The 23,056-nt window shown below is 71.2% G+C and carries 25 protein-coding genes; 9 read left to right on the forward strand and 16 right to left on the reverse strand.

Translation table 11 applies throughout. The features are described from left to right. The first annotated feature begins 101 nt into the window (after positions 1 to 101). The 3 genes from AS594_RS07315 (at position 102) to AS594_RS07325 (ending at position 3,994) form a co-directional block, all read left to right on the forward strand. Positions 102 to 848 carry a hypothetical protein gene (locus AS594_RS07315; RefSeq protein ID WP_069933269.1) on the forward strand — a complete coding sequence of 249 codons (747 nt, stop codon included), beginning with the start codon at positions 102 to 104 and terminating at the stop codon, positions 846 to 848. Between the two features lie 191 nt (positions 849 to 1,039). Then, positions 1,040 to 2,275: a L,D-transpeptidase gene (locus tag AS594_RS07320; protein ID WP_069926206.1), complete on the forward strand. Its 1,236-nt coding sequence runs from the start codon at positions 1,040 to 1,042 to the stop codon at positions 2,273 to 2,275. Between the two features lie 126 nt (positions 2,276 to 2,401). Then, the gene (locus AS594_RS07325) at positions 2,402 to 3,994 is read left to right on the forward strand and encodes an alpha/beta fold hydrolase (RefSeq protein WP_176742752.1); all 1,593 of its coding nucleotides are present in this window, start codon (positions 2,402 to 2,404) and stop codon (positions 3,992 to 3,994) included. 227 nt (positions 3,995 to 4,221) lie between these two features. On the opposite strand, the gene AS594_RS07330 is transcribed toward AS594_RS07325, so the two are convergent. The 11 genes from AS594_RS07330 to AS594_RS07380 form a co-directional block, all read right to left on the reverse strand. Further along, positions 4,222 to 4,677: a DUF6278 family protein gene (locus AS594_RS07330; protein ID WP_069935049.1), complete on the reverse strand. Its 456-nt coding sequence runs from the start codon at positions 4,675 to 4,677 to the stop codon at positions 4,222 to 4,224. A 71-nt stretch (positions 4,678 to 4,748) separates the two neighbouring features. Next, positions 4,749 to 5,528 carry an exodeoxyribonuclease III gene (locus AS594_RS07335; protein WP_069926209.1) on the reverse strand — a complete coding sequence of 260 codons (780 nt, stop codon included), beginning with the start codon at positions 5,526 to 5,528 and terminating at the stop codon, positions 4,749 to 4,751. A gap of 30 nt (positions 5,529 to 5,558) precedes the next feature. Beyond that, on the reverse strand, positions 5,559 to 6,191 hold the full coding sequence (locus tag AS594_RS07340; RefSeq protein WP_069926210.1) for an MBL fold metallo-hydrolase: 633 nt from the start codon (positions 6,189 to 6,191) through the stop codon (positions 5,559 to 5,561). A gap of 27 nt (positions 6,192 to 6,218) precedes the next feature. Beyond that, on the reverse strand, positions 6,219 to 7,517 hold the full coding sequence (gene pcaDC, locus AS594_RS07345; RefSeq protein WP_069933266.1) for a bifunctional 3-oxoadipate enol-lactonase/4-carboxymuconolactone decarboxylase PcaDC: 1,299 nt from the start codon (positions 7,515 to 7,517) through the stop codon (positions 6,219 to 6,221). Between the two features lie 198 nt (positions 7,518 to 7,715). Next, entirely contained in the window at positions 7,716 to 8,297 is a 582-nt protein-coding gene (locus AS594_RS07350; protein WP_069926212.1) for a hypothetical protein, read from the reverse strand. After that, positions 8,297 to 9,445 carry an ROK family glucokinase gene (locus AS594_RS07355; protein WP_069926213.1) on the reverse strand — a complete coding sequence of 383 codons (1,149 nt, stop codon included), beginning with the start codon at positions 9,443 to 9,445 and terminating at the stop codon, positions 8,297 to 8,299. Before AS594_RS07355 ends, AS594_RS07350 begins: the two co-directional genes overlap by 1 nt. A 128-nt stretch (positions 9,446 to 9,573) precedes the next feature. Then, positions 9,574 to 10,389 (reverse strand): ATP-binding cassette domain-containing protein, encoded by an 816-nt coding sequence (locus tag AS594_RS07360; RefSeq protein WP_069933265.1) that lies wholly within the window; start codon positions 10,387 to 10,389, stop codon positions 9,574 to 9,576. Continuing rightward, complete coding sequence (locus AS594_RS07365; protein ID WP_069926215.1) at positions 10,356 to 11,423, reverse strand: ABC transporter permease; 1,068 nt, start codon at positions 11,421 to 11,423, stop codon at positions 10,356 to 10,358. The genes AS594_RS07360 and AS594_RS07365 overlap by 34 nt, the downstream gene beginning before the upstream one ends. After that, positions 11,420 to 12,433: a sugar ABC transporter substrate-binding protein gene (locus tag AS594_RS07370; protein ID WP_240508958.1), complete on the reverse strand. Its 1,014-nt coding sequence runs from the start codon at positions 12,431 to 12,433 to the stop codon at positions 11,420 to 11,422. The genes AS594_RS07365 and AS594_RS07370 overlap by 4 nt, the downstream gene beginning before the upstream one ends. A gap of 95 nt (positions 12,434 to 12,528) precedes the next feature. Continuing rightward, positions 12,529 to 13,536 (reverse strand): substrate-binding domain-containing protein, encoded by a 1,008-nt coding sequence (locus AS594_RS07375; protein WP_069926217.1) that lies wholly within the window; start codon positions 13,534 to 13,536, stop codon positions 12,529 to 12,531. A gap of 122 nt (positions 13,537 to 13,658) precedes the next feature. Continuing rightward, positions 13,659 to 14,378: a GntR family transcriptional regulator gene (locus tag AS594_RS07380; protein WP_069926218.1), complete on the reverse strand. Its 720-nt coding sequence runs from the start codon at positions 14,376 to 14,378 to the stop codon at positions 13,659 to 13,661. A gap of 146 nt (positions 14,379 to 14,524) precedes the next feature. Between AS594_RS07380 and AS594_RS07385 the strand changes: the two genes are divergently transcribed. From AS594_RS07385 to AS594_RS07405, 5 genes are all read left to right on the forward strand, one after another. Next, on the forward strand, positions 14,525 to 15,529 hold the full coding sequence (locus AS594_RS07385; protein WP_069933264.1) for a Gfo/Idh/MocA family protein: 1,005 nt from the start codon (positions 14,525 to 14,527) through the stop codon (positions 15,527 to 15,529). After that, the gene (locus AS594_RS07390; RefSeq protein WP_069926220.1) at positions 15,526 to 16,359 is read left to right on the forward strand and encodes an alpha/beta fold hydrolase; all 834 of its coding nucleotides are present in this window, start codon (positions 15,526 to 15,528) and stop codon (positions 16,357 to 16,359) included. Before AS594_RS07385 ends, AS594_RS07390 begins: the two co-directional genes overlap by 4 nt. A 178-nt stretch (positions 16,360 to 16,537) precedes the next feature. Continuing rightward, positions 16,538 to 16,966 (forward strand): hypothetical protein, encoded by a 429-nt coding sequence (locus AS594_RS07395; protein ID WP_107357968.1) that lies wholly within the window; start codon positions 16,538 to 16,540, stop codon positions 16,964 to 16,966. Next, on the forward strand, positions 16,960 to 17,196 hold the full coding sequence (locus tag AS594_RS07400; RefSeq protein ID WP_069926221.1) for a helix-turn-helix transcriptional regulator: 237 nt from the start codon (positions 16,960 to 16,962) through the stop codon (positions 17,194 to 17,196). The genes AS594_RS07395 and AS594_RS07400 overlap by 7 nt, the downstream gene beginning before the upstream one ends. Next, entirely contained in the window at positions 17,193 to 18,167 is a 975-nt protein-coding gene (locus AS594_RS07405) for an NAD(P)-dependent alcohol dehydrogenase (protein ID WP_069933263.1), read from the forward strand. Before AS594_RS07400 ends, AS594_RS07405 begins: the two co-directional genes overlap by 4 nt. Before the next feature lie 36 nt (positions 18,168 to 18,203). On the opposite strand, the gene AS594_RS07410 is transcribed toward AS594_RS07405, so the two are convergent. The 4 genes from AS594_RS07410 to AS594_RS07425 are packed head-to-tail and all read right to left on the reverse strand — an operon-like array spanning position 18,204 to position 21,756. Continuing rightward, positions 18,204 to 18,614, reverse strand: a complete 411-nt coding sequence (locus AS594_RS07410; RefSeq protein ID WP_069926223.1) for a PaaI family thioesterase — start codon at positions 18,612 to 18,614, stop codon at positions 18,204 to 18,206. Positions 18,615 to 18,619: 5 nt separating this feature from the next. Continuing rightward, positions 18,620 to 19,819, reverse strand: coding sequence for a cytochrome P450 family protein (locus AS594_RS07415; RefSeq protein ID WP_069933262.1), 1,200 nt, complete (start codon positions 19,817 to 19,819; stop codon positions 18,620 to 18,622). 51 nt (positions 19,820 to 19,870) lie between these two features. After that, positions 19,871 to 20,545 (reverse strand): response regulator, encoded by a 675-nt coding sequence (locus AS594_RS07420; RefSeq protein WP_176733171.1) that lies wholly within the window; start codon positions 20,543 to 20,545, stop codon positions 19,871 to 19,873. After that, positions 20,542 to 21,756, reverse strand: coding sequence for a sensor histidine kinase (locus AS594_RS07425; RefSeq protein WP_069933261.1), 1,215 nt, complete (start codon positions 21,754 to 21,756; stop codon positions 20,542 to 20,544). Before AS594_RS07425 ends, AS594_RS07420 begins: the two co-directional genes overlap by 4 nt. A 144-nt stretch (positions 21,757 to 21,900) precedes the next feature. Between AS594_RS07425 and AS594_RS07430 the strand changes: the two genes are divergently transcribed. Beyond that, entirely contained in the window at positions 21,901 to 22,113 is a 213-nt protein-coding gene (locus tag AS594_RS07430) for a hypothetical protein (protein WP_069926227.1), read from the forward strand. A 9-nt stretch (positions 22,114 to 22,122) separates the two neighbouring features. On the opposite strand, the gene AS594_RS07435 is transcribed toward AS594_RS07430, so the two are convergent. Then, positions 22,123 to 22,983: a DMT family transporter gene (locus AS594_RS07435; RefSeq protein WP_069930329.1), complete on the reverse strand. Its 861-nt coding sequence runs from the start codon at positions 22,981 to 22,983 to the stop codon at positions 22,123 to 22,125. Between the last annotated feature and the right edge of the window lie 73 nt (positions 22,984 to 23,056).

Here is a 23,056-nt window from a genome sequence, read left to right on the forward strand (position 1 = left end):
TACCTCCAGTCAACACGTGTCCGCGCAGCGTAACTTCACCGCACCACGTGCGTCAGGACCCTCTCGAACGCCGGTGCGCCGTGCCGCTAGCATGCCGCTGCATGACGGACGACGTACGCAACATCGTGCTCGGCGTGATCGCGGCCGGGACAAGCGCCTCGTTGGGCTGGCTGGCCCGTACATACCTGTGGCGCCGCAGGCTGCGCCGCAAGCAGGCGTTCCTCGGGCTGCCCACCAACTCGGAGGCGCTGCTCGTGGTGAACCGCGACACCGGAGGTGATGGCGCGGTGCACCGGTACGACGTCTTCGCGCTCCTCGAACTGGCCGCCGTCGTCAAGGACTGCGGAGCGCACGTGCGGATCCTCTCTCACGACGTCGGGCAGCAGGGCTTCGGCGAGCGCACGGAGTTCTGCGTCGGAGGCCCCGGCTCGAACCGCCGGATGGTCGCCCATCTGCGCACCCTGCTCCCCGGTGTCCGAGTCAACACCGACCCCGAGCCGGGTCCCGACCGGGGTTCCTTCCAGATCGGCGGCGAGCGCTACCGCATAGAACCCGGTGTGGCGGAGTACGTCCTGCTGGCGCGCCTCACCGCCGGCCAGGACGCCAGACCGGTGTTCCTCTTCTGCGGGCAGCGGGCCATCACCAACCAGGCCGCGACCCGCTACCTCGCCCGCAACCACGAGAAGCTGGCCCGCAAGCACGGCGGCGGCTCCTTCTGCCTGCTGCTGAAGGTCATCAATTCGGAGGCGTACGGTCCCGACGTGGTCGAACTGGCCGCCGACGTGACCCGCGCTGCCCAAGCGCCGCTCCCGGCTGCCCCCCGCACCTCCCACCGGGCGGCCGGATAGCCCTGTGCCGGTCGTCACACCGGCTCCGCCGACGCCGCCGCGAAGGCCGCGTACCAGGCCGTCAGGGCCATTGGTCCTTGCCTTCTGCGGCATTTGTCACAGCTGATTTGGGCGAATTTACAGCCATTCGGGCAACCACTCCCTGTTGAATCGGCTCTTCGGGACGACATACATCGCACCGGAGGTCCCTCTTGAGCAGCACGAGCCGCACACGTCCCAGCAACCGCCGCCGCACTCTGCTGGCGGGCACCGCGACGCTCACTGTCGCGCTCACCGCCTGCTCGGCCGGGGGCGCCGAGCAGGCCGACGCGGCGGGTCCGTCCCGGCAGAGTCCCGCGATCTCGGTGAACCTGCACGGGAAGCACGCCGAGGCCGGCCAGCCGGTCCGGGTCGAGATCGCCTCCGGCAGGCTGAACGACGTCACGGTGAGCGACTCCAAGGGCGGACACCTCGACGGGAAGGTGTCCGGGGACGGAACGTCCTGGACCTCCGACGGCGAGGCCGCACCCGGCACGGCGTACTCCGTACGGGCCGAGGACGAGTACGGCGCGGACGCGGAGGCCGCTTTCACCACCGCGACCCCCGACAAGGTCAACAAGCTCAGCCTGACGCCCGGCAACAAGTCCACGGTCGGGGTCGCGCAGCCCCTGTCCGTCGTCTTCGACCACCCGGTGAAGAACAAGGCCGCGGTCGAGGAGCGCCTGAAGGTGACCACGTCGAACGGCACCGTGGGGTCCTGGGGCTGGCTGCGCGACTACTCCGGCAAGGACCGCGTCGACTGGCGCCCCGAGCACTACTGGAAGCCGGGCACGAAGGTCTCGCTGAAGGCCGACCTCGACGGCGTCGACTCGGGCACCGGCGGCGGCTGGTTCGTACGCGACTACGCCACGCACTTCACCATCGGCGAGCGGCAGATCGTCAAGGTCGACCTCGACAGCCACCGGCTCCGGCTGACGCGCGACGGGTGGCCGGTCAAGGAAGTGCCGATGTCGGCGGGCACCCCCGGCGGGAACAAGGCGTCCTGGCGGGGCACGACCGTCCTGATGTCCAAGGAGGGCACGATCAACATGCGCTCCGAGACCGTGGGCCTCGGTGACGCGTACGACAAGATGGTCGACTCCTCGATGCGGCTGACCTGGTCCGGGATGTACGCGCACGCCGCGCCCTGGAACAAGGCGTACTTCGGCAAGGCCAACAAGAGCTCGGGCTGCGTCGGCATGAGCGACAAGGACGCCGCGTGGATCTACCGCCACGTCCGGGTCGGCGACCCGTTCGAGATCACCGGTGAGGACGCCAAGGGCACGGTCGCGCCCAACAACGGGTACGGCGAGTGGAACCTCTCCTGGGCGGACTGGCGGACGAAGAGCGCGACGTCGAGCGCGACACCGGGCGCGACGAAGGGAACGGCGCAGGGCACGACGCGCTGACACGACGTCCAACAATTGTTACCCCGACGTAACTTACCGGGGAGTTACCAACGGTAAGTGACGCAGGTTACCGTCGGGTCACTTTGCACTGACACGAGTGAGGAGTGACCCGTGAGACACCCCCACATGTCCCTGCGCGGCACTACGGCCGGCGCCGCCACCGCCGCCGTACTGCTCGCCGGGACCGCCACAGGCGTGGCTCCCACAGCTCAGGCCGCCGCCCCGGCGCAGCCCGCTGCCACCGCGACCGCCGCTCTCCCCGGCGTGCGGTTCGCCGACATCCCCGGCGACGGCGGAACCGTACTCAAAGCCAACGTGTTCACCCCGGCCGGCGCCGACGGCAGCCGCACGTACCCGGTGATCGTGCTGCCGACCAGCTGGGCCATGCCGCAGATCGAGTACGTCGCCCAGGCCAAGAAGCTCGCCGACTCCGGTTACGTCGTGGTCTGCTACAACTCCCGGGGCTTCTGGGAGTCCGGTGGCAACATCGAGGTCGCGGGCCCGCCGGACATCGCCGACGCCTCGAAGGTGATCGACTGGGCCCTCGCCAACACCCCGGCCGACCCGGAGAGGATCGGCATGGCCGGCGTCTCGTACGGCGCCGGAATCAGCCTCCTCGCCGCCGGACACGACAAGCGGATCAAGGCGGTGGTCGCGCTGAGCGGCTGGGCCGACCTCATCGAGTCCATCTACAGCGGCCGTACGCAGCACCGCCAGGCGGCGGGACTGCTCAGCGGCGCCGGCTACCTCACCGGCCGCCCGAGCCCGGAACTCCAGCAGACGATGAAGGACTTCCTCGGCTCCAACCTGGACAAGGAGCAGGACATGATCGAGTGGGGGCGCAAGCGCTCCCCCGTCACCTATCTCGACCAGATCAACCGGAACGGCTCGGCGATCATGCTGGGCAACGCCTGGGGCGACACCATCTTCCCGCCCAACCAGTACGCGTCCTTCTACGAGAAGCTCACCGGCCCCAAGCGCCTGGAGCTGCGCCCGGGCGACCACGCCACCGCCGAGGCGACCGGCCTGCTCGGGCTGCCGAACGACGTGTGGACCAACGCCCAGCGCTGGTTCGACCACCACCTGAACGGCGCCGCGAACGGCATCGACGGCGAGCAGCCGGTGCAGCTCAAGTCCCGCTCGGCCGGCACGTACGAGGGCTACCCGGACTGGAAGTCGGTCGGCGCGGACCGGCGCAAGATCGCCATGGGCGGCAGCAAGACCATCCGGACGAACGTCGACTCGGGCGCGAACGGCGGGGTCGTCCTGCTGTCCAACGCTCTCGACCAGTTCCTGAAGCTGCCTCCGGTGGCCTCCATACCGCTGCTTCCCCGCACCTACGCCTCGGTCTGGCAGTCCGAGCGGTACGCCGAGACGCAGCGCGTGCGCGGCACCGCGAAGCTCCACACGACGCTGTCCAGCACCGAGGAGAGCGGCACCCTCGTCGCATACCTCTACGACGTGGGGCCGCTCGGCCTCGGCAAGCTGGTCAGCAATGCGCCGTACACCTTCCACGGCCGGACACCCAGCAAGCCGTTCCCCGTCGACCTGGAGCTGTTCTCCACCGCCTACGACGTCCCGGCGGGCCACCGGCTGGCCCTGGTGGTCGACACCGTCGACCCGCTCTACATCGAACACAACCCGTCCGGCGCGCAGCTGACCTTCTCGTCGCCCGAGTCCGACCCGTCCTACGTGTCGGTCCCACTGCGCGACAAGTGATCTCCGGCTGCTGCCGGGCAGGCACGTGCCCTTTGAACCACCGCACGTCCGGCAGCAGCATGCACACCCCGGCGCGGTGCGGCGCGATCACCGTCACCGTGGAGATGAAAGGCAAATCGTAGTCGAGAATTGGGTGTCGAGGTCAGCGCAAACTATCCATCCCGATAAGGGACTTCGCACACGACACGCGCAAACAGGGCATAAGGCGCACTAAAGAGTCCGGAGGGTCAGAGCTCCGCGATCTCGGCGTACACCTGGGAGAGCTCGGGCGCCCCGTTGACCGCCCAGTCGAGTCCGAACTCGACGACGTTGATCTCGCGGCCGGAGGCCAGCCGGACCACCGGCTGGCCGCTGGGCCACAGCCCCCAGACCGCCCCCGGGACCGTACGCACGATCACGGAGCCGAGGTAGAGGCCCGCGTCGTTGCCCAGCCAGGGCAGCTCCTCGGGGTCGTCGCGCCAGCGCGGCGTCAGCTGGTCGAGCGCCTCCAACGAGGCCGGGGAGTCGTCGAGTTCAAGACCGGCATCCCCCGCCCGGACGCGCAACAGCTCGCAGTCCGCGAGCAGTTTGGCCAGACCTTCCGTGTCGCTGTCTCCGCCGGCGTCGCCGAGTGCGATCACGGCCGTACCGCGCGCCGCGTCACGGCGCTTGAGCCAGTTGTCCAGGAAAGGGATGTTCTTCATATCGCTCAGCCTCGCATTCGTTCCGCCATGTTCACCACAGGCGCGCGGAGACCGGTTCCGCCCCCCGGCCCTCAGACGTCGAGGTCTACGACGACCGGTGCGTGGTCGGACGCGCCCTTGCCCTTGCGCTCCTCACGGTCCACGTAGCTGTCCTTGACGGCGGCAGCGAAGGGGCCGTTCCCGTAGACGAGATCGATGCGCATGCCCTTGTTCTTCGGGAAGCCGAGCAGGCGGTAGTCCCAGTAGGTATACGGACGGTCGTACTTGAGCGGGCGCGGCACCACGTCGGAGAGCCCCGCGTCGCGCAGCGCGGCCAGCGCCGCCCGCTCGGCCGGCGTGACATGGGTGGCGCCCTCGAACAGTGAGGGGTCCCACACGTCCTCGTCGGTCGGCGCGATGTTGAAGTCGCCGAGGACGGCGAAGGGCCGTTCACCGGCCGCGTCCTGGGCCACGGCCGTGTTGAGCGCCTCCAGCCAGCGCAGCTTGTACGCGTAGTGGTCGTGGCCGACCTCGCGGCCGTTCGGCACGTACACCGACCAGACGCGGACGGGGCCGCAGGTCGCGGAGATCGCCCGCGGCTCCTGCACGCCCTCGTAGTCGGGGCCGCCGGGCAGGCCGACGACGACGTCCTCCAGGCCGGCCCTGGAGATCACGGCAACGCCGTTCCACCGGCCCGTGGCGTTGACCGCGCACTCGTAGCCGAGCTCACGCAGCTCGGCGGCGGGGAAGGCGTCGGAGGTCGTCTTGGCCTCCTGGAGGCACAGCACATCGGTGCCGCTGCTCTCCAGCCAGGCCAGCAGCCGGGGCAGCCGGGCGGTGATCGAGTTGACGTTCCAGGTGGCGATACGCATGTCCCACAGCCTATCGGCGGGGTCGGACAGTCACAGTTCGGCCGAGTCGCCCGGCGTGAGACGGCTGTGGTCGGTGCCGCCCAGCGCGCCGATCTGGCGGTCGTAGATCGGCCGGGCGAGGTCGGTGAGCAGCGCGTCGTGGATGTCGATGGCGCGGCGCGGCTTCACCTCGCGCACGTAGTCGATCACCTCGGAGATCTTCGACCACGGGGCCATCACCGGGAGCAGCAGCGTCTCGACGGGCTGCCCGGGGACGGTGAGGGCGTCGCCGGGATGGAACACCGAACCATCCACCAGGTAGCCGACGTTGGTGATCCGCGGGATGTCCGGGTGGATGACGGCGTGCAGTTCGCCGTGGACCTGCACGTCGAAGCCGGCCGCGGAGAAGGTGTCGCCGTGCCCGACGGTGTGCACGCGGCCGGGGAAGGCCGCCGAGAGCTGGTCGGCGACACTGCGCAGGGTCCAGATCTCGGCGCCCGGGTTCGCCTCCAGGGCGGTCCGCAGCCGCTCCCCGTCGAAGTGGTCGGGGTGCTCGTGGGTGACCAGGACGGCGTCGGCGCCGGCCGCCGCGTCCTGTTCGCTGAAGTTGCCCGGATCGATGACGAGCGTCCGCCCGTCCTTCTCCAGGCGGATGCAGGCGTGGGACTTCTTCGTCAGCTTCACGGGGTCATCCTCCTCCTGGCCGTGGCACTACGCCTGCGGTGTCGTCTCCTCCTCGATGACCGCCCGGGCCACCTTGAAGGCGGAGTTCGCCGCGGGGACGCCGCAGTACACAGCCGTCTGGATCAGTACTTCCTTGATCTCGGCGGGCGTGAGGCCGTTGCGCAGGGCCGCCCGGGTGTGGAACGCGAGCTCGTCCAGATGGCCGCCCGCGACCAGCGCGGTCAGGGTGACGCAGCTGCGGGTACGCCGGTCGAGTCCGTCCCGCGTCCACACCTCGCCCCACGCGTAGCGGGTGATCAGCTCCTGGAAGTCGCCGGTGAAGGCGTCGGCGTCACCGAGGGCGCGGTCCACATGGGCGTCGCCCAGGACCTCACGGCGTACCTTGAGCCCGGCCTCGTACGGGTCCGGGCGGCCGCCCTCCACCGGTACGGCGACCGGCTGTGCGGCGACGCCGATCTCGCCGACCGGGTGGACGGGCGCGGAGATCGCCGGCATCACGGGCGGCGGCTGGATCGCCTGCATGCCCGTGGTCGAGGCGGGCGTGGTCTGCCAGGCGGTGGAGAAGTGGCGTACGAGCAGATCCGTGACGGCGGCGGGCTGCTCGACCGGGGCCAGGTGGGAGGCGCCGGGCACGAGGGCCAGGCGGGCGTCCGGGATGCCGGCGACCAGCGTGCGGGCCTCGGCGGGGCCGGTGACCTGGTCCTCGGAGCCGACGAGGACGAGGGTCGGGACGCCGATGCGGCGCAGGTCGACCCGGATGTCGAAGGCGGCCAGCGCCTCGCAGGCGGCGATGTAGCAGCCGGGGTCGGTGGTGCGGACCATCTGGACGGCCCACTCCACGATCGCGGGCTGCGCGGCGGCGAAGCCGTGCGTGAACCAGCGGGCGGGCGCGGAGGCCGCCATCGGCTCCAGACCGTTGGTACGGACGATCACGCCGCGCTGGCGGAACTCGTCGGCGGTGCCGAATCTGGGCGACGCGGCGACCAGCGCCAGCGAGGCGACCCGCTCCGGGTGGCGCAGCGCCAGCTCGGAGCCGATCGCGCCGCCGATGGAGCAGCCCGCGTAACCGAAGCGCTGTACGCCGAGGCTGTCCAGGGTGGCGAGCAGGCGCTCCGCGAGTTCGTTGACGGAGCTGGCGGGGTGCGCGGGAGCGCCGCCGTGGCCCGGCAGGTCGAAGCGGAAGACGCGCCACTGGCGGGTCAGGTCCGGTATCTGCCGGTCCCACATGTGCCAGGTGGTGCCGAGGGAGGGTCCGAGGATCAGGACCGGGGCCTCTTCCGGCCCGTCAAAGCGGTATTGCAGGGTCTTAGCCGTCGTCTCACTCACCCGCTCACGCTCCCATATCTCACATTTTCCCACGGCAGGGGGTCGGGAGACTCACCAGACCTCCGCATATGCCCGCCGCCGGACGAACTCGCGCGGGCATCGTACAAGCGGGTCCGCCGCGGCGCGTTCCCCGGCCCGGCGCTCCTCCTCGCGGACGTGGCACCGGGCCTTCTGGCCGGCGGGCGGGCCTGCCTGGGGTCAGGGGGTGGCGGTGGAGACGATGTAGACGAAGGGATGTGCCGGGTCGGTGTTGTCGACGGTGATGTCGACGGTCGGCTGCGGGTCCTTCTGGTCGACCGTGGTGCCGTACCAGGTGCGGTCGGGGTCGAGGGTCCAGCCGGCGACCTCGGCGTCGCGGTCGCTGATCGTGATCCTGCCCTTCTTGAGGGCGGACCGGTTGATGCCCAGGTCGTTGAGGAACCAGTCGAGGTCCGGCGGTATGGTCCGGAACTGCGCGTACAGCCTGCTGGTCTTCCAGTTGTTCGTCTCGTAGTACGCCACCTCCTCGCCCGCGTTGGGTACGGGGACGTCGTAGATGCGGCGTGTCATGCGGGACGGGAAGCCCTCGGTGAGGCCGGTGGCGGAGGCCACCTTCGCCTTGTCCTTGCCACTGTCGCGGCTCTGCTCGGCGGAGATCAGCAGATAGCCCGCCGGGATGCCGATGAGCAGCACGATGATGATCGCCGTCAGCCAGCGGCGGCGGACCATGTGGCGGCGGTCCTCGGTGGGTTTGCCCGCATCGTCCGGTGACGGCGACGGGTGAGGCACGGACGGGTTCATTACTGGGGTCCCTGGGTGGTGGAGCGGATGGCCTGGGCGTAGCGCTCGTAGCGTTCGTAACGCTCCAGGCGGCGGCGGTTCGCGCGGCGGAAGCGGCGCGCGACGAGGCGGGCGAGGTCGGCGGCGCCGACCATGCCGGCCTCCGGGCCGAGCTGGGCCTTGGCGATGCGGGCCTCGGGGCGGTAGCCGCGGCCGGTGAGGTGGCGCTTGAAGGCGTCCCGGGCCGGGCCGATGAGCAGGTCGTCGGCGGCGCTGACGCCGCCGCCGATGACGAAGCAGGAGGGGTCGAGGGCGGCGGCGAGGTTGGCGATGCCGACGCCGAGCCACTGGCCGATGTCCTGGAGCAGCTCGACGCACATGGCGTCGCCGTCGCGGGCCAGCTCGGTGATGAGCGGTCCGGTGATCTCCGGGATGTTGCCGCCGACGCGCTCGATGAGGCCGTACGCGACCGGGGAGTCGGCGGCGGCGAGCTCGCGGGCCTCGCGCACCAGCGCGTTGCCGGAGCTGTACTGCTCCCAGCAGCCGCGGTTGCCGCACGGGCAGCGGTGGCCGCCGGGCACGACCTGCATGTGGCCGAACTCGCCCGCGACGCCGTACTTGCCTCGCTTGACCTGGCCGTCCTCCAGGATCGCGCCGCCGATGCCGGTGCCGAGCGTGATCATGACGAGGTGGTCCTCGCCGCGTCCCGCGCCGAAGCGCCACTCCGCCCAGGCGGCGGTGTTGGCGTCGTTGTCGACCAGGACGGGGACGGCGAGACGGGCCGAGACCGCGTCGCGCAGGGGTTCGTTGCGCCAGGCCAGGTGGGGGGCGAAGAGCACGGTGGAGCGGTCGGCGTCGACCCAGCCGGCCGCGCCGATGCCCACCGCGTGGACGTCGTGGCGGTCGGAGAGGTCGAGGACCAGCTCGACGATGGTGTCCTCGACGACCTTGGGGCTCTTGGACTTGTCGGGCGTCTCGGTGCGGATCTTCTCCAGGATGATGCCGTCGGCGTCGACGACGCCTGCCATCACCTTCGTACCGCCGATGTCGATCCCGACGGTGGGCACCCGGGGCGCGCTGAGGTGCGAGCGCCGCTCGCGGGTGCCGACGGTCCGCAGGACGGTGGCGCGGGCGGAGCCGCGGTGCGCGAAGTCTCGGTACGTGCTCATGTCCCCTGCGGGGTGTTGGGGGCGGTGGCGGGTCAGGGGATCGATTCTGCCATCCGGCGCGGTGGGCTGTGGTGCGGCGCCGCGGGCCGGGGCTCTCCCCCGCCCGCCCCGGGCGCCCCGGGCGGCGGTCAGCGCTCCAGTTCGTGGCTGAGCTGGTCGAGCTCGCTGCCGCCCGCCATCTCGCGCGTCAGGTCGTCCAGGGTGATCTCGTCGCGGACGTGGCTGCCGGACATCGCGCCGCGCTTGAGGAGGACGAAACGGTCGCCGACGAGGTAGGCGTGGTGCGGGTTGTGCGTGATGAGGACAACACCGAGGCCCGCGTCACGCGCTGCCGCGACGTACTTCAGTACGACGCCGGACTGCTTCACGCCGAGCGCGGCCGTCGGCTCGTCGAGGACCAGGACCTTCGCGCCGAAGTGGACTGCGCGCGCGATCGCCACGCACTGGCGCTCGCCGCCCGAGAGCGTGCCGATCGGCTGGTCGACGTCGCGCAGGTCGATGCCCATGCGCAGCAGCTCGGAGCGGGTGGTGCGGCGCATGAGGTCGACGTCGAGACGCTTGAAGGGGCCCGCTCCCTTCGTCGGCTCGGAGCCGAGGAAGAAGTTCCGCCAGACCGGCATCAGCGGTACGACGGCGAGGTCCTGGTAGACGGTCGCGATGCCCCGGTCCAGGGCGTCGCGCGGGTTCGCCAGCCGGGTCTCCTCGCCCTCGATCGAGAACATGCCGGCGTCGTGCTGGTGCAGACCCGCGATGATCTTGATGAGGGTCGACTTGCCGGCCCCGTTGTCGCCCAGTACGCAGCTGATCCCGCCCGCGTGGACTTCGAGGGAGACGCCTTCCAGCGCCTTGATGTTGCCGTAGAACTTGCTGACGTCGCGCAGCTCGACCAGCGGGGTCGTGGACTGAGGGGTCACCGGGTCGCCTCCGCGCGCTTGCGTACCCATGCGTTGAGCAGGGTGGCCAGAAGGAGCATCGCTCCGAGGAAGAACTTGAACCAGTCGGGGTCCCACTCCGCGTACACGATTCCCTTGCTGGTCATGCCGAAGATGAAGGCACCGACCGCGGAGCCGATCGCCGAGCCGTAGCCGCCGGTGATCAGGCAGCCGCCGATGACGGCCGCGATGATGTAGATCAGTTCGTTGCCGACGCCTTCGCCCGACTGGACGACGTCGAAGGAGAAGAGCAGGTGCTGGCCGGAGATCCAGGCGCCGAGGGACACGCCCATGTAGAGGCCGATGCGCGTCTTGTTGACCGGGACACCGACCGCGCGGGCCGCCTCGGTCCCGCCGCCCACCGCGAAGATCCAGTTGCCGGCGCGGGTGCGCAGCAGGATCCACGTGGCGACGGCCACCAGGCCGAGCCACCACAGGACGGTGACCTTGAGGTTCACGCCGCCGAGGGTGACCTGGGAGGCGAAGAGCGCCTTCGCGGAGGAGAACCCCTCCATGTCGGCGATGCTCTTGGTCGAGACGGTGCCGCTGATCAGCTTGGTGAGGCCCAGGTTCAGGCCGGTCAGCATCAGGAACGTACCGAGCGTGATGATGAAGCTCGGCAGCTTCGTGCGGGTCAGCATGACGCCGTTGAACACGCCGACGGCCAGTGTCACCAGGAGGGAGACGAGCACGCCGACCCAGATGTTGGCCGTCATCTGGTAGCTGAACATCGAGGAGACCAGCGCGGAGCTGGTCACCAGCACACCGGCGGACAGGTCGAACTCGCCGCCGATCATCAGCAGCGCCACCGGGACCGCCATGATGCCGATCACGGAGGCGGCGTACAGCACCGTGCCGAAGCTGGACGCGCGCAGGAAACTGTCCGCGACGATCGCGAAGAAGAGGAAGACCGCGACGGCGCCGACGACCGAGCCGAGCTCGGGGCGGCCGAGGAGCCTGCGCGGCAGCGATGTCTTGAGCAGCCGTTCGTCGGCGGGTGGCTTGCCTCCGGGGGCCGGCGCCTCGGCCGGTGCGGTCGCGGTCATCGGGTCCCCCGCTTCGTGTACGCCTCCAGCTCGGCGGCGTCCTTCTTGGTGATGATCTGCGGTCCGGTGAGGACGGGCTTTCCGCCGCCGAGGACGTCGGCGTTGTACTTGTGGAGCCACAGCAGGTCGACGGCCTCGTACCCCTGGAGGTAGGGCTGCTGGTCGACGGCGAAGCCGAGGGTGTCCGCCTGGAGCGCGGCGGCGACCTGGGCGTTGAGATCGAAGGTGTCGATCTCCGCCTTGCTGCCGGCCTGCTCCTTCGCCTTGACGGCCGCGTCCGCGAAGGGCGCGCCGAGGGTGACGACGGCGTCGATGTCCTTGCTCGACTGGAGCTTCGCCTCGATGGACGCCTGTACGTCGGGCATGTTCGTGCCGTCGACGTAGAGGTTCTGCATCTCGCCGTCGAAGGTCTCCTTCGCCCCGGCGCAGCGCTGTTCGTGGCCGACGTTGCCCTGCTCGTGCAGGACGCACAGGGCCTTCTTCCTCCCGCGCTTGCCGAGCTCCTCGCCGACGGCCTCGCCGGCGATCGTCTCGTCCTGCCCGATGTGGGCGAGCGCCCCGAACTTCGCGGACTCGGCGGAGCCGGAGTTGACGGTGATCACCGGGATGCCGGCCTTGGTCGCCTTGGCGACGACGGCCTTCATGGCGTCCGGCTTGGCGAGGGTGACGATGAGCCCGTCGACCTTCTTGTCGATGTACGAGTCGACGAGCTGGGCCTGCTGCTGGCCCTCGTCGCTGTGGGCGTACAGGAACTTGATGTTGTCCTTGACCGCGGCCTGCTTCGCGCCGCTCTGCACGATGTCCCAGAAGGTGTCGCCGTCGCCCGAGTGAGTGACCATGCCGACGGTCCAGCGGGGTGTGTCCACCGCGGCCCTGCCCTGCGCGGCGGCCTGCTCGGCCCGCTCCTCGGCGCGCTTGCCGCCCGTGCTGCTGCACCCCGCGAGGGACGCCCCGAGCACCGCCGCCAGCACCGCGCCCAGCGCGCGTACCCCTGTCCGAACCCTTGCCACGACGCCGTGCCCTTCTCGTACTCCTCGGTGCGGCCGGGGATCACGCAGACCGTCCCCGGCCGACCAAGTATCGGTTACGGGTGTTCGCACCGTATTCACCGGGTTCCGCGGGCCGTGTACTTCTCCAGCGCCGGTACGTCCTTCTCCGTGACCAGCGCCGGGCCGGTCAGTACGGGCTTCCCGCCACCCAGGACGTTGCCGTTGGTCTTGTGGAGCCACAGTTCGTCGACGGCGAGGTAGCCCTGGAGGTACGGCTGCTGATCGACGGCGAAGCCGATTTCCTTCGCCTTGAGCTGCCTGACCACCTCGGCGTTGAGGTCGAAGGTGTTGACCTCGGCGTCACTGCCCGCGCCCGCCCTGGCCTTGACGGTGGCGGCCGCGAAGGGCGCGCCCAGGGTGACGACGGTGTCGATGTCCTTGCCGGTCTGGAGCTTCGCCTCGATGGAGGACGTCGAGCCCGGCATGTCGGTGCCCTGGACGTTGAGGTTCTCGACGGTCCCCCCGAACGTCTTCTTCAGACCCGCGCAGCGCGCTTCGAGCGAGACGTTGCCCTGTTCGTGGATGACGCAGAGCGCCTTCTTCTTCCCGCGCTTGTTCAGCTCCTCGCCCACGGCCTCACCGGCGACGGACTCCTCCTGGCCGATGTGGCTGAGCGCGCCCACCGCCCGGGAGTGCTCACCGCCCGAGTTGATGGTGACGACGGGTATGCCGGCGGCGACGGCCTTCTCGACGGCCGCCTTGACCGCTTCGGGCTTGGCCAGGGTCACCACGATGCCGTCGACCTTCTTGGCGACGTACGAGTCGATGAGCTGCGCCTGCTCCTTGCCCTCCTTGTCGGCGGCGTACAGGAACTCGACGTTGTCCTTGGCGGCGGCCTGCTTCGCGCCGCTCTGGACGATGTCCCAGAAGGTGTCGCCCTCGCCGGAGTGCGTCACCATGGCGATCTTCAGGCGGGGGGTGGAGACGGTCTTCCCGCCTCCGCCGCCGTCGCCGTTCTTCTCCTCGGAGTCCTTGCCGCCCTGTGAGCTGCATCCGGCCGCGAGTGCGAGCGCGCATACGGCGAGGAGGGCTGCTGCCTTGCGGTGGGTACGTGGGGTACGCATCGTGGTTCCGCCTTGTGTCCCGGCCGCCCCGTTGCGGCTGGGGGGAGTTCTAGCGGCGTACGCGCGGCCCCGTCAAGACTTTGTCCGAACATTCTTACCCGCCCTGGGCGGCGCCGGCGTTCTCACGGCCTGACGAGAAGCTGGAACTCGAAGGCGTAGCGCGAGGCCCGGTAGATGTGCGAGCCGAACTCGACCGCCCGCCCCGTGTCGTCGAAGGTCGTCCGCTGCATCGTCAGCAGCGGCGCCCCCTCCGCCTCCGCGAGCTGCCGCGCCTCGTCGGGCCCGGCCGCGCGCGCGCCGACCGACTGGCGGGCGCTGTGCAGCGTGATGCCGGCGGAGCGCATCATCCGGTACAGGCCGGTGGCTTCGAGGTGCTCGGTGTCGAGAGACAGCAGCCCGGTGGGCAGGTGGTTGCGCAGGACGGCCATGGGCTCGTTGTGCGCGAGGCGCAGCCGCTCGACCAGGTGTACGTCGCTGCCCTCCGCCACGCCGAGCGCCGCCGCGACCTCGGCGGTCGCCGGTTCGAGGGTGTTGCGCAGCACGGTGGTGGCGGGGAGCTGGCCCGCGGCTTCGAGGTCGTCGTAGAGACTGCTCAGTTCGAGCGGGCGCTTGACCTGGCTGTGCACGACCTGGGTACCGACGCCCCGGCGGCGGACCAGCAGGCCCTTGTCGACGAGGGACTGGATGGCCTGGCGGACGGTGGGGCGGGACAGACCGAGGCGCCCGGCCAGCTCGATCTCGTTGCCGAGCAGACTTCCCGGGGAGAGCCGGCCCTTCTCGATCGCCGCCTCCAGCTGCTGGGAGAGCTGGAAGTACAGCGGGACCGGGCTGTTGCGGTCCACGCCCAGCTGTAGGGAGATGGTGGGGTCAACGGCGGGTTTCGACACGCCATTGAGCGTAACCGCAGGTAATGACTACTGGAAGTCCTGTAGTCAGGTTGTCCGGACATAGCCTTGACAGCAGGGCGTGCGTGGCGACACTTGGGGCCATGCGCATCGGACTCATCGGCACGGGACGTATCGGTTCTTTCCACGCTGACGTGCTCAGCCGCCATCGTGAAGTGGGTGCCCTGCTCGTGGCGGACACCGATGCCGCGCGGGCCGTGGCGGTCGCCGGCCGGCTCGGCGCCACCGCCGCCCCCTCGGTCGACGAGATCTTCGCCTGGGGCGTCGACGCGGTCGTCATCGCCTCCGCCACCTCGGCGCACGCCGAGCTGATCGGCCGGGCGGCGCGGGCCGGACTGCCCGCCTTCTGCGAGAAGCCCATCGCGCTGGACCTGCCCGGCACCCTGGGCGCGCTGCGGGAGGTCGACGCGGCGGGGACCGTGCTCCAGCTCGGCTTCATGCGCCGCTTCGACGCCGGTTACACCACCGCCCGCGAACTCGTGCGCTCCGGGAGCCTCGGCCGGCTGCACACCGTACGGGCGATGACCTCCGACCCGGCGCCGCCGCCCGCCGCGTATCTGCCGCTGTCCGGCGGCCTGTTCCGGGACTGCCTGGTTCACGACTTCGACATCCTGCGCTGGGTGACGGGCCGCGAGGTCGTCGAGGTGTACGCCGCCGGGTCCGACGCGGGGCCCGCGATGTTCCGCGAGGCGGGCGACGTGGACACCGCCGCCGCGCTGCTGACACTCGACGACGGCACGCTCGCCACCGCGACGGCCACCCGCTGCAACGGCGCCGGTTACGACGTACGGATGGAACTGGCCGGCGAGCTCGACCAGGTCTCCGTGGGCCTCGACGACCGCACCCCGATCACCTCGACCGAGCCGAAGGGACCGCCGGCCTGCGACCGGCCGTGGCCCGGCTTCCTGGAACGGTTCGCCCCGGCGTACGAGGCCGAGCTGGACGCGTTCGTACGCGTCGCGCTGGGCGAACGGGAAAACCCCTGTGACGGCAGGGAGGCACTGCACGCGCTGCGGATCGCGGAGGCCTGCGAGCTGTCCCGCCGGGAACGGCGGCCGGTGCGGCTGGAGGAGATCCCCGCCTCATGACGGTCAAGGCGGACGACGGGGCGCAGCTCTGGGCGGAGAGATCCGGCGAGGGTGATCCGGTGATGCTGTGCCACGGCGGCCCCGGGCTGTGGGACACATTCGAGGACCTGGCGCCGCTGCTCGTGGAGCGGGGGGCCGCCGTCCTGCGCTGGGACCAGCGCGGCTGCGGGCGCTCCGAGCGGCGCGGTCCGTATTCGGTGGCCAGGTCGGTGGCCGACATCGACGCCGTACGCAGGCACTTCGGGCTGGAGGCGGTGACGCTCCTCGGCCATTCCTGGGGCGCGCGGCTCGCCCTGCACTACGCGCTCGCGCATCCGGAACACGTGACGCGGCTGGTGTACGTGTCGGGCACCGGCATCGGGCCCGACTCCGGGTGGCATCCGGAGTTCGTCGGGAGGCTGCGCGCCGGGATCGGGGAGCGGCTGGCCCGGTGGGAGGAGCTCGCGTCCCGGGAGCGGCGTACGGAGGCGGAGGAGCGCGAGATGTGCGTGCTCCAGTGGTCGGCGGACTTCGCCGGGCCGGACCGGGGGCGGGCACTGCGGCTGGCCGAGCGGATGGCGACGCCCTGGTACGGCGTGAACTTCGCGTGCAACGCGGAGATCAACGCCGAGACGAGGACGATGAGCGAGCATCAGCTGCACGCGGCCTGCGGCGGGCTGAGGATGCCGGTCGTCATCGTGGACGGCGCGGAGGACATCCGGCCGCGCGACGCCGTGGACTCTCTTGAGCAGGCCCTGCCGAACGTCTCGCGGGTGACGCTCGCGGGGGCCGGGCACATGCCGTGGGTGGAGCGCCCGGCGGAGTTCGCGGCGGCCGTCGCGCCCCGCTGATCACCCCGGCTCACCGGACACAGCACGCGATGCGGGTTCGCGCGCCGCGGCATGTACAGAAAACTTGACTTCATGTCGGGACTGCTTGACACTCCACAGTGTCAGGTTTTCTTTACATGCCTGCCTTCACGCAGCTGTCTCCGTTCAGCTGTCTTCATGCGGGGAGCGAGTGAGCCGAGTGGCCTTCGAAGAGAAACGCGCCTGGAGCATGCTCCTAGTCACGGTCGCGGCGTACGGGGTCTATCTGGCGCTCGTCCTGGGGCGGTCCGCGGACGCGCCCCTCGCCGAGAGCCCCTATGTGTCCGCCCTGTTGTGGACGGTCGGCGCGGCCGTCGCCGCGTCCGTCGTGCTGCACATCGCGCTGGCGGCGTTCTCGCCCGAGGACGCGAACACCAAGGACCAGCGCGACCGGGAGATCCACCGGTTCGGCGAGCACGTCGGGCAGTCGTTCGTCGTGATGGGCGCCGTGGCCGGGCTCGCCCTGGCCATGGCCGGTCTCGACCAGTTCTGGATCGCCAACGCCATCTACCTGGCGTTCGTCCTGTCGTCGCTCCTCGGGTCCGCGACGAAGATCGTCTCGTACCGGCTGGGTTTCCATCCGTGGTGAAGCCGACCAGGGTCACCAACGCGATCCGTGCCCTGCGTTTCACCCACGGCGAGATGACGCAGGCGGAGCTCGCCGGCCGGATCGGCGTCTCCCGCCAGACCGTCATCGCCATCGAACAGGGCCGCTATTCACCCTCGCTGGAGATGGCCTTCCAGATCGCCCGCGTTTTCGGCGTCCCGCTCGACGAAGTGTTCCAGTACCCCCAGAGCAACACGGGAGAGACCTCATGAAGGCCATGACCCACGCCACCTACGGCCCGCCGTCGGTACTGCGCCTCGAAGACATACCCCGGCCGGTGCCGGGCAGCGGTGAAGTGCTTGTACGGATCGAGGCGGCCGGCGTCGACCCGGGCGTCTGGCACCTCATGGCGGGCATGCCGTACCTGATCCGCGCCATGGGATTCGGTCTGCGGGCGCCCAAGGACCGCGTCCGGGGCCAGGATCTCGCCGGGCGGGTGGAGGCCGTCGGCCCGGACGTCACCCGCTTCGCGCCGGGCGACGAGGTGTACGGGACCTGTGACGGGTCGTTCGCCGAGTACGCGTGCGCCAAGGAGGAGAACCTCGCGCGCAAGCCGGCGAACCTCACCTTCGAAGAGGCCGCCGCCGTCCCGGTGTCCGCCGTCACCGCCCTTCAGGCCGTACGCAACGCCGGACGGCTCAAGGCGGGACAGTCCGTCCTCGTCATCGGCGCGGGCGGCGGGACCGGCCACTTCGCCGTACAGCTCGCGAAGTCCTTCGGCGCCCATGTCACCGGTGTCTGCTCCACCGCCAAGGCGGACCTGGTCCGCTCGCTGGGCGCCGACGAGGTCATCGACTACACCCGCGAGGACGCCACCGACGGCACCCGCCGCTACGACCTCGTCCTCGACACGGCCGGGAACCGCCCCCTGCCCGTGCTCCGCCGGGCGCTCACCCCCGGCGGCACCCTCGTCATCGTCGGCGGTGAGGGCGGCGGCGACTGGATCGGCGGCAACGGCCGGCAGTTGCGGGCGCTGGTGCTGTCACCGTTCACCGGTCAGCGGCTCCGGGGGCTCGCCGTCATGAATCTGCACCACGACGACCTCAGCTTCCTCGCGGAGCTCATCGAGGCCGGCACGGTCAGGCCGGTTGTCGACCGGACCTACCCGCTGGCCGATGTCCCCGAGGCCATCACGTACCTGATGGACGGCCACGTGCGGGGCAAGGTCGTCGTCCGGATCTAGCGGCCGGCCGGCCTCGGGCCCGGCGGACGGACCGCCCTACGGCGCCGTGAGCACCGTCCCCTGGGCGACCGCGCACAGCGTCTCGGCGCCCTCCCCGTCCACGGCGAAGAGGTCGCAGCGGCACACCGCCTGCCGCCGGCCGCCGTGGACCACGGTGGCGCGGGCGATCAGCGTCGTGCCGGTCGCGGGGCGTACGTACTGGATGGAGAAGCCGCCGGTGAGGACGGCGGGGCCGAGCGCCGACCCGCCCGCGAAGGTGAGGGCGTTGTCGGCGGCGTACGCCAGGACTCCGCCGTGCAGGAAGCCGTTCTGCTGGAGCAGTTCGTCGCGGATGTCCAGTTCGAGTACGGCGGCGCCGTCCCCGAACGCGGTGATCCGCGCGCCGAGCAGCCGGCTGAACGGCTGGCTGTCGAGGACCTTCCGGGCCGTCGCCAGGTCGAACCCCATCGCGCTCACCACCGCACCGGAAGACGCCGTACGCCCCGCATGAGCAGCCCGGGCAGCCAGTCCAGCGGTCCGCCGTCCGGGTCGAGCGCCAGGTCCGGGCAGCGTTCGAAGAGGGTGCGGACCGCGATGCGGCCCTCCATGCGGGCCAGTGGGGCGCCCAGGCAGAAGTGCAGGCCGTGGCCGAAGGCGAGGTGTCCGGGGCCCTTGCCGGCGACGGCGGCGCGCGTGATGTCGAAGCGGTCCGGGTCGGGGAACCGGGCGGCGTCCCGGTCCCCGGCGGCGAGCGAGACCAGGACCGGTTCGCCGGCCGGGATGACGAGGCCGCCGACCTCGACGGGCTCGCGGGTGAAGCGGAAGGTGGCGTTCTCCACCGGTCCGTCGTAGCGCAGCATCTCTTCGACCGCGCTGTCGACGAGCCCGAAGTCCGCGCGCAGCGCCGCCAGTTGATCAGGGTGGGTGAGCAGGGCCCGTACCCCGTTGGAGATCAGGTTGACCGTCGTCTCGTGACCGGCGATGAGCAGCAGGAAGGCCATGCCGATGAGTTCGTCGCGGGTGAGCCGGTCGCCGTCCTCGGCCTGCGTCCTGATGAGCGCGCTCAACAGGTCGTCAGCGGGCGCGGACGCGGCCTTGTCCGCGACGAGTTCGGCGAGGTAGGCCCCCATGGCCCGTACGGCGTCACCCTCCGGTTCGGCCCCGGTCGGCGCGACGATCTCGTTCGACCAGGCGCGGAAGGAGGCCCGGTCCAGGTCCGGTACGCCGAGGAGTTCGCAGATGACCGTCATGGGCAGCGGGAAGGCGAGCGCCTCGACGAGATCGGCCGTACGGCTGCCCGTGGACGTCATCGCGTCCAGCAGTTCGTCCGTGACGCCCTGGACCTTCGGCCGCAGCGCCTCGATGCGGCGGGCGGTGAACTCCCCGGCGACGAGCTTGCGCAGCCGCGTGTGGTGGGGCGGGTCGGTCTCCAGCATGTTGGCGTTGATCGGGTCGGCGGTCGCCTCCCACATGCCCGAGGTCTTCCAGTCCTTGCTGAGGCGCGGGTCGGCGAGCGCCCGGCGCGCCTCCTCGTGGCCGACTATCAGCCACATCCGCTCGACGTCGGCCGTCCGGATCAGGTGGGCGGGACCGGCCTCGCGCAGCTTCGCGTAGTACGGATAGGGGTCGGCCGCCAACTCCTCAGCGTGTCCCCTGAGATCGACGACTTTCATGCTCCCCGCCCTTCGCTGCCCGCCGCAGACCGCCCGCCGGCCCTCGTCCGGTCAGCCTACGTCGCCGCCCTCGTCGAGGAGGCCCGCGTCGTGCACCAGCAGGGCGATCTGGACACGGTTGTTGAGGCCCAGCTTGGCCAGGACGCGCGACACGTGGGTCTTGACCGTCGGCACGCTCATGTAGAGCGTCGCGGCGATCTCCGCGTTGGACTGCCCCCGGCCGACGGCGACGGCCACCTCGCGCTCGCGCTCGGCGAGCCCGTCGATCCGGCGCGCCGCCGTGGGCCGGCGGGGGCCGGCCGAGGACTCGGCGACATGGCTCATGAGCTGCCGGGTGACCGCCGGGGACAGCACCGGGTCGCCCGCCGCCACCCGCCGCACCGACTCGACGATCTGCGCGGGCGGGGTGTCCTTCAGTACGAACCCGGCCGCCCCGGCGCGCAGCGCCCGCAGCACCTGTTCGTCGGCGTGGAAGGTGGTGAGGACGACGACTTCGGGGGCGTCGGGCCGGCCGCGCAGCAGCTCCGTCGCCGCCAGGCCGTCCATGACGGGCATCCGGATGTCCATGAGGACCACGTCGGGCCGGTGCAGGTCGGTCAGCGCGGCGGCCTCGGAGCCGTCCGCCGCCTCCCCCACGATCTCGATGTCGTCGGCCCCGCCGAGCATGAAGGTGAGCCCGGCCCGTACGAGCGGGTCGTCGTCGACGATGAGCAGCCTGATGGTCATGCGGCCCACGGTAGCCAGGCGCCGACCCGGAACCCGCCGTCGGGCGTAGGTCCGTGGGCGAGCCGGCCGCCGGCGAGCGCGGCCCGTTCGGTCAGGCCGATGAGGCCCTGGCCGGAGCCGGGGACGGGCGGGGCGTCGCCCCCGGGGGCGGGGTTGCGTACCTCGACGGTGAGGCCGTCGCTCGGGGCTCCGGTCAGCGTCACGGTGACTTCGGCGCCGGGCGCGTGTTTGCGGGCATTGGTCAGAGCCTCCTGGGCGATGCGGTAGACGGTGCGGCCGGTGGCGGCGGGCACGTCGCCGGGGCGGTCGATGCGGTTGTCGAGGGTGACCTTCATGCCGGCCTCGCGGGACTCCTTGACCAGGGCGTCGACGGTCGCGAGCGTCGGCTGCGGCCGGTGTTCCTCTCCGGCCGCCGGCCCCCGCAGTACGCCGATGACGTCGCGCAGGTCGTTGAGCGCCTCGTGCGCGCTGTCGCGGATCACCCCGGCCGCGCGGGCGACCTCGGCGGGCGGGGCGTCGGGGCGGAATTCGAGGGCGCCGGCGTGGACGCTGAGCAGGGTGAGCCGGTGCGCGAGCACGTCGTGCATCTCGCGCGCGATGGCCTCACGGGCCAGGCGCTGCGCCTGTTCGGCGCGGAGCGCGGCCTCCGCCTCGGCGCGGCGGGCCCGGTCGCGCAGCGACACGACGAGCTGGCGGCGGGAGCGCACGAACATGCCCCACCCGACGACCAGCAGCACGATGACGACGGTCGCTACGGCGGAGACCACGAAGGGCAGGGTGGGGTCGGGCCGCAGGACCGTCTGCGTCAGGCCGCCCGCGACGGCGGCGGAGCCGACGGCGGCGACCACCTTGAACGGGCGGTGCACGGTGAGCGTGAACAGCGCGACGAGCTCGGCGCCCGACGCGACGGGCGCCACGGCTGAAACGGCGACGAGGGTGACGGCGAGCCCCACCGGCCAGCGGCGCCGCACCCACAGCGCGCAGCAGGCGGCGGCGCCGACGAGCTGGTCGAGGAAGACGACGAACGGGGGGTTGCCGACGCTGTCGGCGACATCGGCCGCGGCGATCCCGAGGAGCGCGGCGAACAGGAACATCAGGATGTCGACGAACCAGTCCCGCAGCGTACGGCGCGGGAGCCTGCCCCGGTCCCCCGGCAGATCGGGGCCGGCCATCGCCGAGGGCTGGAGCCAGCGGTACTCCTGATCGGTCATGTCGACAAACTACGGTCGCGGAGGCGGGTTCCCGGCGCCGGAGCGGCGGACGGCGACCAAAGTCGCGAAGTCTCAGACTTTCGGCGCACCACCGGGTTCCGAAGGCCGACGCGGTGGGCGGCCGGGCGGCGCGACGATCGGCGCATGAAGAAGATTCTTGAGGTCGCCGGGTTCGTTCTGTTCGTGGCCGGTGCGTCCGGTCTGGTGCACGAAGTCACCGGGTGGATGCCGAAGTTCTTCGGGTTCCTTCAGTTGCTGCCGTTCCTGCGGGGCCACGAGATCTACATGAACATCGTGCTCGCGGTCGTGGGCGTGGCCCTGATGGCCGCCTCCGACCGCTTCCCCCGGCGGGTGTAGGGGAACGGGCTACGGCCGGGCCACCGCCCGTCGTCCCCATGTCGTCCCGGCCAGCACCAGTACGCCGCCCAGGAGGCCGACCGCGCCGAGCCGTTCGCCGCCGATCGCGATGCCGGCCGCCGCCGCCCACAGGGGCTCCGTGCCGAGGAGGAGGCTGACGCGGGAGGGGGAGGTACGGCGTACCGCCCACATCTGCGTGAAGAACGCGAAGAGCGTGCAGAAGACGGAGAGGAAAACCAGCCCCGCCCACTCGCGCGGCCCGAAGCCCGCCGCGACGGTCCAGGGCGCCGGGCCGGTGCCGGGGACGGCGGCCAGGACCACGAACACCGCCACAGCGCCGCCCAGTTGCACCGTCGTCAGCGACAGCGCGTCCGCGCCGCGCACGGACTTCGTCCGGGCCATGGCGAGCACGTGCACGGTACGGGCGAGCGCCGCCAGCAGCATCAGCAGGTCGCCCAGCGAGGGCGCGGTGAAGCCGCCGCCCTGCGTCAGGAGCACCACTCCGACCACGGAGAGCCCCGCCGCGCCGAGAAACGCCCGGGGCGGTCTGGTCCGCGTGACCACGGCCTCGGCGAGCGGCGTGAAGATCATGGTGAGGCTGATGATGAGCCCGGCGTTGGTCGCCGAGGTGTGCACGACACCGTACGTCTCCAGCAGGAAGATCACGCTCAGTACGAGCCCGAGCGCCCCCGCGCCGCGCCACTGCGCGGCGGTCAGCGTGCGCAGCTTGCGCAGGCCGACGGCGACGAGCACCGGCAGGACGAGGGCGAAGCGCAGGACCAGGACGGCGACCACGGTCCGGGCGCTGGTGATGTCCTTGGCCGCGAGGTAGCTCGCGCCCCAGACGACGGCGACGAGCAGGACGGGCAGGTCGGTGAGCCACGCGGCCCCGCCCGACGACGCGACCCCGGGGCCGGGTGCGGGTGCCGGGCCGGGCGCGGTC

Source organism: Streptomyces agglomeratus (assembly GCF_001746415.1).
Taxonomy (GTDB): Bacteria; Actinomycetota; Actinomycetes; order Streptomycetales; family Streptomycetaceae; genus Streptomyces; species Streptomyces agglomeratus.